Raw genomic sequence first — 14,038 nt, 5'->3', positions numbered from 1 at the left:
GTAATCCTCTAGAACGACTTCTCATCAAATTGACAGGAGAGATGCGCTCTATGTAGAACCTACGTCCGATCTGACAGGTGGAATTAGGTTTTTCCCAACTTCACGGGAAGCAGTTTCATCCCACATTCATCACACTCCCCAGGTTCACTGTGACGTACGTGGCTGTGCTCGGGCATGGGACAGGTGTAGAACTCGAAGTCTGTCCCGTCAGTTTGAACCACTGACACCAAGTCCATTCCACAGTCCGGACAATTCCCGGCCTCTTGAGAGTGAACATGCTTATGGGCTTCCATGGGGCAAGTGTAATACATGATCTTTTCTCCTTGGGCTACTTCGGCTGCGGGCTCTTCAGCGACCGCTGGAGGCCCTTCGGTTTCCTCTCCCTTCTTCTCTTGGGCGCAAGCGAAAAATCCCACCCACAAAAGTGAAACAAAAAGTATGTGAACTCGTTTCATTTTCTTCTCCCCTCTCTTTCGTTATACAATCATTAGTCTGACATCATTCAAGAGAGGAACTTCGGAAGAATATTAACAATGGTGCCGTATCAACATCCAGACAAATTCTTCCGTTCCTACCCTGCAAGTTACTGATGCCACTGCGCAATTTCTGTTGTACCTCACCGGCAATCGGACCCAACTCCTCGTTTTCCACTGCCTTCATCGACGCTATGGGATCAACGGCCGCTACCTCCACTCGTCCCCCGGAAATCTCCTGCACAGAGCCTTGTGGGCGAAGGGAGGGACGTCCTGTCCAGAGTCTCAACGAAGGGAAGGTTCAGGATTTTACTGAAATAGTAGCTCATGGTGCGGTTCTCCTTCCCTTTTCAATACGACATTACTCCGTTGTGAAATGAGAGACGATTCATCATTCGCCACTCCTTTCTTATCCTCTATAATGGCCGTACACATTCTTAACCATTTCCACCACTTCTGCCGGTGTATGTCCCTCCTTAAGGTTGGCCTCAATAAACCGTTTGGCTTCCAGAGCCGTGGGGCATACACAGACGGTCAAACTTTCGTCCCCGCATGAACCGCAGGGACAGACAAATCCGCGAGCAACCTCTATAGTGGTAGCTCCAAATACCTCTGCCGTCGACTGCGCGGATTTCTCCGATTCGTTCCGGTTCTCGAGGAAGACCCCGATCCAAATTCCGAGGATAAGGATGGCCACACCGAAAACGGGCAGGATCCGCCCGAGAATGGTGGCTGTCTCACGCCTTGTCCCGAATTTATATCGGTTCATAATCTCAATCTCCTCAGCCTCAAGGCGTTGCCAATTACGGATACCGAGCTGAAACTCATGGCAGCTGCGGCAATAATGGGACTCATCAAAATCCCAAAGAATGGATAAAGAACACCCGCGGCAACAGGGACACCCAAGGAATTGTAGACAAACGCCCAGAAGAGATTCTGACGAATATTTCGCATGGTTCCCCGGCTGAGACGTCTGGCCCTTACAATCCCTTGCAGGTCCCCCCTTACTAGAGTCACACCGGCACTCTCCATAGCCACATCGGTTCCGGTACCCATGGCTATTCCAACATGTGCCTGGGCGAGAGCAGGAGCGTCATTGATGCCATCGCCGGCCATAGCAACCATCCGACCTTCTTTTTTCAGATCTCTAACCGCGTCGTTTTTTCTGTCGGGTAGCACCTCCGCCTCGACTTCATCAATCCCCAAGCTCTCTGCTACCGCCTCGGCGGTGGTCCTGTTATCCCCGGTGAGCATCACAACATGGATCCCATCTTTCCGCAGTGCTTCGATTGCTTCCGGAGTTGTCTCCTTTACGGGATCCGCGACACCCAACAATCCAGCTGCTTTACCATCGATTGCCATAAACATGACGGTCTCTCCGTTCTTCCTCAGCGCCTCTGCCTTTTCAGAATAGTCACCTGGTTCAATGTTCAATTCCTCGAGTAATTTCCGATTTCCAACAGCTACAGCTTGACCATTGACCGTCCCTCTCACTCCTTTTCCCGTGATCGAGTCAAAATCTTTAACCTGAGCCAGTTCCAAGCCCTTATCTCTGGCCTCATCTACGATGGCGGCTGCCAGAGGATGTTCACTGGCTTGTTCAAGGCTCGCCACCAACTGCAGAAGTTCAGTTTGCGAGTATGCATCTCCGGCTTCAAGTGTCACCAGTCTCGGTTTTCCTTCTGTTAGAGTACCTGTCTTATCCACCACCAACGTGTCCACTTTTTCCATGGTCTCCAGGGCTTCCGCATTCTTGATAAGGACACCTACCGTGGCTCCACGACCGGTGCCCACCATAATCGACATAGGTGTTGCCAGACCGAGGGCGCAGGGGCAGGCAATAATCAATACGGCTACCGCATTAACTAACGCGTAAGCCATTCGAGGCTCGGGTCCAAACAAACTCCAGACAATGAATGTTAGGGCACTGCTAACCACCACCGCTGGCACAAAATAGGAGGCTACTTTATCCGCCAAGCCCTGAATGGGGGCGCGGCTCCGCTGAGCTTCGCTCACCATCTTTACAATCTGAGCCAGAAGGGTGTCGCTTCCCACACGTTCAGCCCTCATTACGAATGAACCCGTCTGATTCACGGTGGCCCCCGTGACTCTGTCTCCTCCTCTCTTCTTGACAGGCACCGGCTCACCCGTTACCATAGACTCGTCAATGTTACTCGTTCCTTCCAGAACGACACCGTCCACTGGCACTTTTTCTCCAGGCCGCACCCTCAGATTGTCTCCCGGTTTAACCTCCTCAAGCGGGAGGTCCTCTTCTACCCCGGTCTCGCGCACAATTCTTGCCGTCTTGGGGGCCAAGCCCAGAAGATTTTTGATGGCACTGCTTGTCCTGCTCCTGGCCTTGAGCTCCAGCACTTGACCCAACAGCACAAGGGTAGTAATGACCGCTGCCGCCTCGAAGTATATGGCCACCTCCCCCTCCGAACCTCGAAACGCGTCTGGAAATATCCGTGGAAACAGTGTCGCGATGAGACTGTAGACGTACGCAACACCGGTCCCGGTCGCAACCAGCGTAAACATATTGAGACTTCGATGGACGACGGATTTCCAACCGCGCTCAAAGAACGGTTTACCGCCCCACAGGACAACAGGTGTTGCCAGAACCAGTTGAACCCACTTCCCCACCGAAACGGGAACCAAACGAGCGGCAGTGAACATCTCCCACATTACCAAGATTAAAAGCGGCAAGGTCAGTACCACACTCACCCAAAACCGGCGAGACATGTCCACCAGCTCCGGATTCTTTTCCTCCTCAAGCGTAACTGTCTTCACCTCCAGCGCCATACCACAGATGGGACAGTCACCCGGCCCCACTTGGACTATCTCAGGATGCATGGGGCAGGTGTATTCAACATCTGTTGATTCGGCAGATTCCCCTTCTTCGTTGTCGTCCAGGAACGACTCTGGACTTTCCTTGAACTTTTCCAGACAGTGGGCGGAACAGAAATGGTAGGTCTTGTCCTCATGGACAAATGAGCCCGCGGCACCATCTTCAGACACTGTCATTCCGCAAACCGGGTCTATCATATCCTTCGCCTCCTCGTTGAATCGACATTCAACCTGACAGGTAAACCGCTAGGTAGCCTGTTAGGCTGAGTCAAGAAGGAGCACCGGATGTACGCTTTGACCTCCTTCATCTGGCTTCCCTTTTGTTTTCTCTTCTCATTCCTGCTGACCTCCACAAATAGTAAATGGTTGGGATGACCAGAAGAGTCAGGATCGTGGAAGTCACCATGCCTCCCACCATGGGAGTGGCAATTCGTTTCATCACCTGGGATCCTGTCCCGTGTCCCCACATGATCGGAAGGAGGGCCGCCATGATGACAATCACAGTCATCATCTTAGGACGGACGCGGTCAACTGCCCCTTCCATGACAGCATCGTAAAGATCCTTCATTGTCTTCATCTGTCCCCGGTCTCTTCTTCTCATATACGCATGGTCGAGATAGATAAGCATGACAACTCCTGTCTCAGCCGCCACACCGGCCAGCGCGATGAAACCCACGCCCACGGCAACACTCATGTTGTAATGGAGGATGTACATGAACCATAATCCGCCGACAAGCGAGAAAGGCAAAGAGAGCATGACTATCATGCTCTCACTCACGTTCTTGAAATTGAAGAAAAGCAGCAGGAAGATGATCAGTAGAGTAACCGGGACTACTATCCTCAGTCGCTTAGCTGCCCTTTCCATATACTCATACTGTCCGCTCCAGACAAGGGAATATCCTTCCGGCATGGTCAGTTCTTCCGCCACGGCTACCTTCGCCCGCTTGACATACGTTCCCACGTCAATCCCGGCAAGATCCACGTATAGCCACCCCGTGTTTCTGGCATTCTCGCTTTTAATGACTGGCGCTCCCTTACGGATTCTGATGTGAGCAACCTGACTGATGGGTATCTGAGCTCCAGTTGGTGTCGGGACGATGACCCGCTTCAACTTGGTAATACTGTCCCGCAGTTCCCTGCTATAGCGAACGTTGATAGGATAACGCTCCAATCCCTCAACCGTATAACTGACATTGATTCCCCCAACGGCAGATTGAATAATGTCCTGAACATCACCAACGGTGAGCCCGTATCGCGCGGCCTCACTCCTGCTTATTTCAAAATCCAGGAAATTCCCTCCCGTCACTTTGTCGGCAAAAACACTCAAGGTTCCCGGCAATTTCTGCACGATCGCCTGCACTCGGGCACCCAGAGCGTCCAGCGTATCCAGATTGGCACCCATGAGCTTGATCCCAACGGGCGTCTTAATGCCCGTACTCAGCATATCGATTCTGGTCTTTATGGGCATGGTCCAGGCATTGGTCAATCCGGGAAATTGTATCGATGCGTTCAGTTCCTCAACCAGCTCTTCATGGGTCACGGCACGACGTTCCGGCCAGACCCAATTCAGAGCTGAATGTAACCATTCCGGTACATTCAATGATGAATACCACCGGGTTAACAGTTTCCTTTCAGGCCACTCCTTTTCATGTTTGAGCGTGATGGTGGTTTCAATCATACTTAGAGGGGCAGGGTCCGTCGCCGTCTCAGCCCGGCCAATCTTGCCAAATACACGCTCAACCTCCGGAAAGGTCTTTATGATTTTGTCCGTTTGTTGCAGGAGTTCCCTGGATTTGGTGATCGAAATCCCTGGATCCGTCGTGGGCATATACAGCAAGTCTCCCTCGTTCAAGGGTGGCATAAACTCGGAGCCGATATTCTTGAGCGGGATAACCGAAAGTCCCAGAACGGCGGCTGCTACTACCAGTGTGGTTTTCCTGAACCGGAGTACGAACCGGACAAGAGGCCGGTACACACGTATGAGAAAACGGTTGATGGGGTTTTTTCTCTCGGGAATGATCTTGCCTTTGATAAGGTAGCCCATGAGTACCGGGACAATGGTGATGGCCAACAGAGCAGAGGCCGCCATGGCATACGTTTTCGTATATGCCAGGGGTTTGAAAAGGCGCCCTTCCTGGGCTTGAAGCGTGAACACGGGCATGAATGAAAAGGCGATGATAAGAAGAGAATAAAAGAGAGCTGGACCTACCTCCTTGGATGCGTCCAGGATCAACTGCCAGTGATCCACTTCTCCAGAACGCCTTTCGATGTGCTTGTGAACGTTTTCGATCATGACGATGGCCGCATCCACCATGGCTCCGATAGCGATGGCAATCCCTCCAAGAGACATGATATTGGCATTGATACCCTGGTACCTCATGACCAGAAAGGAAATCAGGATTCCCACAGGTAGGGTGAAAATGACAACGAAGGAACTCCGGAAGTGGAGCAGGAATATGATGCTCACCAGGGCGACTACGATGCTTTCTTCCAGGAGCTTCTCCTTCAGATTGTCGATGGACCGTTCGATCAGCAATGAGCGATCGTAGGCCGGTAAGATTCTGACTCCCTCGGGCAAGCCAGTTTTCAGAGCCTCAATTTTTTCCCGGACACTCCTGATCACTTCAAGGGCATTTTCACCGTAGCGCATCACAATTATGCCGCCAACAACTTCACCGACTCCATCCCGCTCCGCCAGGCCTCGCCTAAGCTCCGGCCCCAGATGAATATTGGAGACGTTTCGTAATAGAATGGGGGTTCCACTCTCATCCACTCCCAGGGGGATTCCTTTCAAATCGTCGATAGACTGAATGTACCCCAGGCCCCTGACCATAAATTCGGTCTCTGACATTTCAATCAACTTGCCACCGACATCGTTATTGCTTCTTCTGATGGCCATCATGACCTTGTTCAGGGGCATGTTGTATGCCAGCAACTTGTTGGGATCCACTTCCACCTGATACTGCTTGACATAGCCTCCGATACTTGCCACCTCAGACACACCGGGAACGCTCATCAACTGATATCTTAGATACCAATCCTGAATGGAACGGAGTTGCTGAAGATCGTGTCGGTCGCTTTCCACAGTATACTCATACACCCACCCTACCCCTGTGGCATCTGGACCCAGTTGGGGAGTTACTCCTTGAGGCAATCTTCCGGATACGAAATTCAGATACTCGAGAACCCGGCTTCGCGCCCAGTACATGTCTGTTCCGTCCTCAAAAATGATGTAGACGAAAGATAGTCCAAAAAACGAGTAGCCCCGGACAACCTTGGCATAGGGGACAGCCAACATGGCGGTAGTAAGGGGATAGGTCACCTGATCTTCCACAACCTGAGGGGCCTGACCAGAATACTCCGTGAAAATGATCACCTGCACATCACTCAAATCCGGAATGGCGTCAAGAGGAGTTGTGGACATGGCCACAAATCCACCAATGATCACAAACACGACAGCCAGAATGACGATAAGCCGGTTGTTGACTGACCACTCGATAATTCGTTCAATCATTGAGACTCGTTCTCCTCGTCCTCAAGCATTTGGTGATCATGGGCCTCTTCCAGTCCAGTCCGGATCTCAAGCAGCTTAGCAATGCTTTCCTGCAGCTTGCTCTCGGAGTCGAGCAAGAACTGTCCCGACGTCACCACAACCTCACCTTCTGACAGTCCCTTCTTCACTTCGTAGTAACCATCCCCGCTTTCAATTCCAGTCGTGACATCCCGTGGTGCAAATCGCCCCTCACCCAATGACACAAATACCAGATTCCTCTCACCAGAAAACAAGACGGCCTCCACAGGCACAGCAACTACACTCTCCACCGGAGAAGACTCGATTTCCACATTGGCGTACATACCAGGTTTCAGGTCGAGGCTGGGGTTGGGAAAAACGAGTCGGACCTTAATCGTCCGTGTCTTCTCCTCAAGGTACGGATAGATGTATTGTACCTTCCCTCTATACTTTTTGCCAGGATCGTAGGACAAAGTCATGGTGGCAACTTGACCTTCCTTCACCCAAGGCACCTCATACTCGTAAATGTCGGCGAAGACCCAGATTTCCGACAGATCTGCTATGAGGTACAGCATCATTCCAGTCTCGACCTCCATTCCATCGAGGGCGTGTTTCTCCACGACAATGCCTCTGAACGGCGACAGGATACCCATCGTTTTTGTCACCGTCCCCGTATTGGCGATTTGCTCTATCTGGTCTTCCGAAACATCGAAGTATTCCATTCTTCTCCGGGAAGAGGCCAAGATACTTCGCAAATTGCCACCGGCACCTTCCGACACTTTGCCACCCAGAGCCCGGAGGTTTTGAAGGGCATCCAGGTACTCCTCCTGAGCCGAGACCAGCTGGGGACTGTAGATATCCAGCAGCAGCTCTCCCCGGGAAACTTTCTGGCCCGTAACATTGACATGGGTCTTCTCGATCCAACCGGAAAATTTCGTGTGAACATGGGCCACTTTGGATTCGTCATAATCGATCCGCCCGATAGTTCGAATTTTCCGGTATAAATCTCTTTTCTCCGCTGTGGCCACTCTGATCCCCATGTTTTGCTCAACCACGGGATTAATCTTCACGGTGGAGCCAAATGCTTCTTCCCCCTCATAAACGGGAACCAAATCCATCCCCATGGGGGATTTCCCGGGTTTGGGGGAGATGTATGTCGGGTCCATGGGTGCCCGCCAGTAAAGTATCTTTTTCTCTCCCCTTTCTTCAGAGGAAGTGGAAGATACACTGGCAGAGGCGGTGGAGACCCCTCCTATCGGGGTTAACTTCATACCACAGATGGGACAGTTCCCAGGTCCTTCTTGGATCACATTGGGGTGCATGCCACAGCTATAGAGTTGCTGCTCCTCAGTTAAAGCTTGAGCTTCTTCCGGTCTCTTCTCCTCCTGACCACACCCAACGACCAGAATCGCCAGACTGAAAAAGAATGCAAATAGCAGCCTCGCTTTCCTTTTGTTTGGTTTCATTTCTCTACTCCTACTTCAGGTGAATCAGTCCAATGGATTTCAACATGTGCGCACTGGCGATTCGCCGCTGTGCTTCAATTCTTTCAAAATCAAGACGGACTTCTATTGCCATTCGTTCACTGTCCAGAACGTCGAGGAAACTGATCTTTCCTGTTTCATAAGCAGAGAAGGCGGACGAAAGCATCTGATCAGATTCCTGGAGGAGTCTCTCGTCGTAGAGCATATAGGTCTCCTCAATTTCATCCATGTCCCTTTTCGTGGATCGGCTATCATCTTCAATCTGGTTCCAGACCTCCTCAACCATCTCTCCTTTTGATGCGATACTCAGCTCCGTTGATTCGATCCGGGCCCGGTTCCTTCCGAACCAGATGGGAAGGTTTAGACCCACCCGAAACCCGAAGGCGTCAGAGCCCGACATTTCCCTTTCGCCCTCACCTATGAGTGTGTAAGTCAGACCGCCACTCAGATCAGGGAAGTTCTGCCTCACAGCGAGCTCATTCTGTAGCACGGCAATCTGAAATTCTTGTTGAATCTTCAAGTATAAGGGGTGGGTTTCCTTCGCGATTTCGAGCCAGGATTCGGCGGAGTTCTCGGGGAGCACATTCGTTCGCTCATCGCCGAACAGATCTGGTGAGAACACTCCATCGAAAAGAGATTGAAGATCATTCGCGACAGATTCAAAGTCACTTTGCAGCGTATTAATCTGGCTCTCAATCAATGAGATTTCGATCTGCAGTTTCAATATTGGGTGCTGTGTCAATCCCGCACCTGTTTCATATTGCGTCAGGGCGATAGAGCGAAAGGTCACCAGCTCTTCTCTGTAGCCGTTAAGAATGTCCAGAGAATTCTTGAGTTTCAAGTAATTTTCCCAACTCTTTCTCATCCGGAATACCACCCTGATCTTGGTTTGCTCAAGATCCAACGACCCTATCTCAGCCCTCAGCTTTGCCACGGCTCTTTCCCGCTTGAGCTTGCCCCAAAGGGGAAATCTCTGCCCCAACATGAACTGTCCCTGCATGGGTCCATTGCCTGTCTCTATCGGTTCGAGATAGAGCGATGATTCCGCCATGGGATCGGGCAGAACTCCAAAGATTTTCACCCTTTCCACAGCAGCCTCGTAAGCTTTCTGCGCGCCAAGAACTTCCCTGTTTTTCTGGAGCAGAAAGTCTACGGGATCAACTTTGTTCTCAGCAGACGTTGAGCCCGTTAAGAGCAACGTAATCAGAAGTATCTTGGTATTGTGTCTCATAGCCTTTCCTTTTATTACCGCCTTTTTGTCCAGGCAGATGTTGCCCGGCGTTGACGTCAGCAGAACCCTTGTTTCGTCCCGAAATTTTTCGGGACCCAGGGCAGGAAAGGCTAAATCAGGAGGGAGTGAGTCAGGAAGTAATAGGGTACCTTATGGTAGGATACCTGACCATCAAAGGGGAGGCAAGTACCCTTATTAGAATCGAAATCGGAATCAGGAACTTCACTGAGATAAAAAACAGAACAAAACTCAGATTTCACCGGCCGAGGTAGCATTGGCAGCAGGATGGAAGCTCTGTCCTGCCCTTGTGCCAGAGCGGGACATTCCAAGGTCACGTCTTCCGTTTCGCAACAGGGCACATTTATCCGGCAACAGGGCATATCACAATTATCAGCGGCCGCAAAGAGAGGTAGAGCAAGGACCGACACGAAAAATGTGATCAAGGTCAGACTGATTGTTCTTTTCATTGATCTGCTGTCGAATTTATCCGTTTTTACCCACTAGTTCAACAATTGTTCCCGGTACAAGACGTTCCTTGTCTGTGCCAGGGTGTCCGAAGAAAATCCGTCGTGACAACAGTAGCTGGTACAAAACCCAGAGGGAGACCCATTGCCCAAATTGAGCTCAAGAATCTCGATTTTTCCCAGAACTTGAAAAGGAAGATAACGCAGTTCCAGGTTTAATTTTGCCTTACTGACTTCCCACGGTGAAAGTGACAGCGGAGAGATCATCCACGGCGACTATTTCACCACTGCCAGCAGAGAAATGTGAGCTCATCCTCTTCTTCCGGAGTAAACGTCACTGCTTCCCATTTTCCCCCATCGATATCGATGGGGCGACGCCACTCACGGATTCCGGTGCAAACCAGCCGTTCCGAATGAGTCCCGTCCCCATCCTGGTGGATCTGAGACTACTGACAGGATGTACGACCCGTCGACGAGAAGTAGGGGCACACTGAAGACAATCCATGCCAGTAAACCCTGAGGAACGAGCATATAAGAGTATCTCGGGAAAATCTCTTTCGGCGATACTTCCCTCGCCCGGGAAATCCATTTCGACAGCAATGCGAAGAGATCATATATTGCCGGAAACAAAACGGGTGCGCAGTGCCATGACGGATGGAATCAGGAACATGGCCCAGGCGCCATGCTGCCTCGGAGTGGGGAAAGAACCCGACCGGGTTCGAGGTATCATGGGTGAGTGGTGACTGGTGACTGGTGACTGGTGAGTGGTGAGTGGTGAGTGGTGGGTGGTTAGTTGCCGAAGGTCAGACGGTAGGTGTTCGATTTTCTGAGTTTCGCATCACTTCTCACACATCACGGATTGCGTGCTTTACGCTCCCACTGACTTTCCTTTCCCCCGTCCTTCAAATTCTGGTACCGGGCCGCGACAAAGAGGAAATCGGAAAGGCGGTTAAGATAGGTTAGAGATGCCGGCTTGACGGTTTCTTTTTGACTAAGAGATACGAAATCCCTTTCAGCTCGTCGACAGACCGAACGGGCCAGGTGAAGATGGGCCGAGGCTCGCGACCCCCCGGGAAGGACGAATTCCTCCAAGGGAGATAGGGACGAATTGAGATCGCGGATCCTTCCCTCCAGAAATTCAACATCTTGCCCGGTCACTAGATCCAATTCATGGTCCACTACCGCCAATTCCCCCCCGATGTTGAACAGGGCGTTCTGAATTTCTGTCAAGACTTCTGCAATGTCCGGAACCGGATCGAAAGAGAGAACCACCCCGATGGCCGAGTTTATTTCATCGAGGGATCCGAGGGCGGCAATGCGAGGATCATCTTTCGTCACGCGTTCTCCTCTGGAGAGGGACGTGGTACCGTCATCGCCCGTCCCGGTGGTAACCTTGGTAATCCTCATGATACCAAATGTAGCAAAAATCCTCTATTCCGTCTTCATGAAAAAACAGTCGCAGCCTGCCTCGCGTTCTCAAGAAGCCATTGCGGCATGAGGCCAAAGAGAATGACAACGGCGGCAAGAAACGCCAGCAGCAACATGGTATTCGGTGAAACGAACGTGGCGAGTTCCGTTTTTTCCTTCTGCATATACATATTGACAATAAGTCGAACGTAGTAGATTACAGAAACCAGGGTGTTCAGGACTGCGATGACCACAAGCCAGATATGTCCCTTTGATATTGCAGCCGAGAAAACGGCATACTTCGCAGTGAATCCGGCCGTTGGCGGAAAGCCAGCCAGCGAAATCATAAAAAGGCTCAGAACGGCTGAAAGCCAGGGGTGCCTTGCTGCAAGCCCTCGGTAGTCCTCCAGTGCAAGTCCCATCTCTCCCTTTTCCACAATGGAGACGATGGCGAAGGCGCCAAGATTCATGGCGGCGTAGACAATCAGATAGAAGAGAACACTCGCAATACCGCGGGTGTCAAAAACGAGCACCCCGATGAGCAGATAGCCCGCATGGGCCACACTCGAGAAGGCCAGCATACGCTTCACGTCTGACTGAACCAGGGCAGAAAGATTTCCCACTGTCATGGTAAGAACCGCGAGTATCCACAGCAATCCGACCCAGGCGTCACTTTCCGGAGAGAATCCGACAATAAACACCTTGAGAAGAGCACCAAATCCAGCAGCCTTTGGCGCTGTGCAGAGAAACGCGGTGATGGTTGTGGGGGCTCCCTGATACACGTCTGGCGACCACATATGAAATGGCACAATGGCTACTTTGAAGGCAAACCCAACAATAAGCAGTCCAATACCCAGGGAAAGGATCGGCTGAGATAGCACGCCACCTGAACCGATGGTGACGGCCATTTGTTCAAGATTGGTCGTTCCGGTCGTTCCGTAGATCAAAGCCGCACCGAAAAGGAAAAAACCGGTGGCAAAGGCACCCAGAAGGAGATACTTCAATCCCCCTTCATTGCTGTAGATGTCGTGACGAAGAAAACCCACCAGGACGTAGAGGGAAAGTGAGAGAAGCTCCAGGCCCAGGAAAACGATGACCAGATCGTTGGCCCGGGTCATGAGCATCATGCCGATGACGGCAAAGAGTATCAGTGCGTAGTATTCCCCTCTCAGACTTCCTCCTCTTCTTTCCAGATAATTCTGAGCTATCACCAGTGAGGCTATTCCCACTGCCATGTACAAGAGATCCAGGAACATTGTGTACGCACTGAGGGACAACATGCCGGAGAATACCGACCGTTCTCCTCCGTGTTGGAGGACAGCAATGGATCCTGACATGAGGCCGAGAAGACTCACGGCGAGCATGAGCGACGGGCGACGTTTCGGAAGCATCTCCAAAGAAAGGATCACCAGCGCCGCTACCAGAAGAATGATCTCAGGGAGAATTCCCTGTATATCTTCACGACTGACATAATAGGTCACATCCATATCAAGCCTTCGCCTTTACACGAAGAAGAACCATGTCACCAGGAGAAAGATGGGAAAAAGAATGGGCAGCGAGTATTTGAACATGTATCCGAAAAAACTGGGCATGGAGACATCCATTTCCTGTGCGATGGATCTTACCATGAAATTCGGGGCATTCCCGATGTAGGTATTGGCTCCCATGAATACTGCGCCCGCGGAAATAGCCAGAAGTGTGTTGGAGATGTCATACATCAGAACAGTGGCGTCCCCTCCTGCAGTGTTGAAGAAAACGAGGTAAGTGGGAGCATTATCGAGAAAGCTTGAGAGAATACCAGTCGCCCAGAAATAGGTGGCGTTCACGGGATCGCCTTCTGGCGTGGATACGACTCCAACGATACTCCGGAGCACCCCCTCCTCTCCAGCCTTCAATATGGCTATAGCCGGGATGATTGTCACGAAGATACCCGCAAACAGTTTTCCCACTTCAACCATTGGGAACCAGCTGAATTCGTTCTTCGTTCGTATTTCCCCGGGCGTCAGTTTCCAGCTGAGAACGACGAGGGCCAACAACAAGAGATCCCGGACTGCATTCTGAAGGAAGACTTCCACGTGGTAAATGATAAAGGAGATGTGGGGATTCCACAACCCGCTCAGCAATACCGACCCGACAACTCCTGCGAGAAGCACAAAGTTCACGGAACCCTCAATTCCCAGCCTTCGTGTTTCCGCGCCTTCCTCGGCGGGAGGATGGCGAACCTCCTGTCCGAAATAGTACGAATCGATAAGGTAGAACAGCACCCAGAGGATAAACACAACCAGAAGCATCGGTTTTATCATGTGGACAGTGGTCCAGAAAAAATCGACTCCCAGGAGAAATCCCAGGAACAGCGGCGGGTCGCCCAGGGGTGTTAATGAACCACCGATATTGGCAACAAGGAAAATGAAGAAGACCACGATATGAACCTTTTTCTCGCGCCACCTATTGGCTCGAATGAGAGGACGTATCAGAAGCATGGCCGCCCCTGTGGTTCCCATCCAGCTGGCCAGGAATGTTCCCAGGATGAGGAATCCGAGATTTACTTGAGGGGAGCCACGGAGGGAGCCCGTGAGACGGATTCCGCCGGCAATGGTAAATAACGCGAAAAGCAGAATGAT

Annotated in this window: 11 protein-coding genes; 2 read left to right on the top strand and 9 right to left on the bottom strand. The window is 51.4% G+C overall.

The window, feature by feature from the left end:
* Positions 1–83: 83 nt before the first annotated feature.
* The 6 genes from V3U24_00535 to V3U24_00510 form a co-directional block, all read right to left on the bottom strand.
* Positions 84–455 carry a heavy metal-binding domain-containing protein gene (locus V3U24_00535; GenBank protein MEE9165939.1) on the bottom strand — a complete coding sequence of 124 codons (372 nt, stop codon included), beginning with the start codon at positions 453–455 and terminating at the stop codon, positions 84–86.
* A 427-nt stretch (positions 456–882) separates the two neighbouring features.
* Positions 883–1,242, bottom strand: coding sequence for a hypothetical protein (locus tag V3U24_00530; GenBank protein MEE9165938.1), 360 nt, complete (start codon positions 1,240–1,242; stop codon positions 883–885).
* On the bottom strand, positions 1,239–3,518 hold the full coding sequence (locus V3U24_00525; protein ID MEE9165937.1) for a heavy metal translocating P-type ATPase: 2,280 nt from the start codon (positions 3,516–3,518) through the stop codon (positions 1,239–1,241). Before V3U24_00525 ends, V3U24_00530 begins: the two co-directional genes overlap by 4 nt.
* Before the next feature lie 106 nt (positions 3,519–3,624).
* Positions 3,625–6,834, bottom strand: coding sequence for an efflux RND transporter permease subunit (locus V3U24_00520; GenBank protein MEE9165936.1), 3,210 nt, complete (start codon positions 6,832–6,834; stop codon positions 3,625–3,627).
* Positions 6,831–8,297: an efflux RND transporter periplasmic adaptor subunit gene (locus V3U24_00515; GenBank protein ID MEE9165935.1), complete on the bottom strand. Its 1,467-nt coding sequence runs from the start codon at positions 8,295–8,297 to the stop codon at positions 6,831–6,833. The genes V3U24_00520 and V3U24_00515 overlap by 4 nt, the downstream gene beginning before the upstream one ends.
* Before the next feature lie 10 nt (positions 8,298–8,307).
* Positions 8,308–9,546: a TolC family protein gene (locus tag V3U24_00510; protein ID MEE9165934.1), complete on the bottom strand. Its 1,239-nt coding sequence runs from the start codon at positions 9,544–9,546 to the stop codon at positions 8,308–8,310.
* A 712-nt stretch (positions 9,547–10,258) separates the two neighbouring features.
* Between V3U24_00510 and V3U24_00505 the strand changes: the two genes are divergently transcribed.
* Together V3U24_00505 and V3U24_00500 are read left to right on the top strand one after the other, a co-directional pair.
* Positions 10,259–10,504, top strand: a complete 246-nt coding sequence (locus tag V3U24_00505) for a hypothetical protein (GenBank protein MEE9165933.1) — start codon at positions 10,259–10,261, stop codon at positions 10,502–10,504.
* 9 nt (positions 10,505–10,513) lie between these two features.
* Positions 10,514–10,753 carry a hypothetical protein gene (locus V3U24_00500; GenBank protein MEE9165932.1) on the top strand — a complete coding sequence of 80 codons (240 nt, stop codon included), beginning with the start codon at positions 10,514–10,516 and terminating at the stop codon, positions 10,751–10,753.
* A 109-nt stretch (positions 10,754–10,862) separates the two neighbouring features.
* On the opposite strand, the gene V3U24_00495 is transcribed toward V3U24_00500, so the two are convergent.
* From V3U24_00495 to V3U24_00485, 3 genes are all read right to left on the bottom strand, one after another.
* Complete coding sequence (locus V3U24_00495; GenBank protein ID MEE9165931.1) at positions 10,863–11,417, bottom strand: cob(I)yrinic acid a,c-diamide adenosyltransferase; 555 nt, start codon at positions 11,415–11,417, stop codon at positions 10,863–10,865.
* Positions 11,418–11,452: 35 nt separating this feature from the next.
* Complete coding sequence (locus tag V3U24_00490) at positions 11,453–12,904, bottom strand: NADH-quinone oxidoreductase subunit N (protein MEE9165930.1); 1,452 nt, start codon at positions 12,902–12,904, stop codon at positions 11,453–11,455.
* 15 nt (positions 12,905–12,919) lie between these two features.
* The coding region (locus V3U24_00485) for a sodium:proton antiporter (protein MEE9165929.1) at positions 12,920–14,038 on the bottom strand (1,119 nt) is incomplete at its 5' end.

It is taken from the genome of Candidatus Neomarinimicrobiota bacterium (assembly GCA_036476315.1).
GTDB lineage: Bacteria > Fidelibacterota > Marinisomatia > Marinisomatales > S15-B10 > JAZGBI01.
This window is presented reverse-complemented; position numbering and strand designations above follow the sequence as displayed.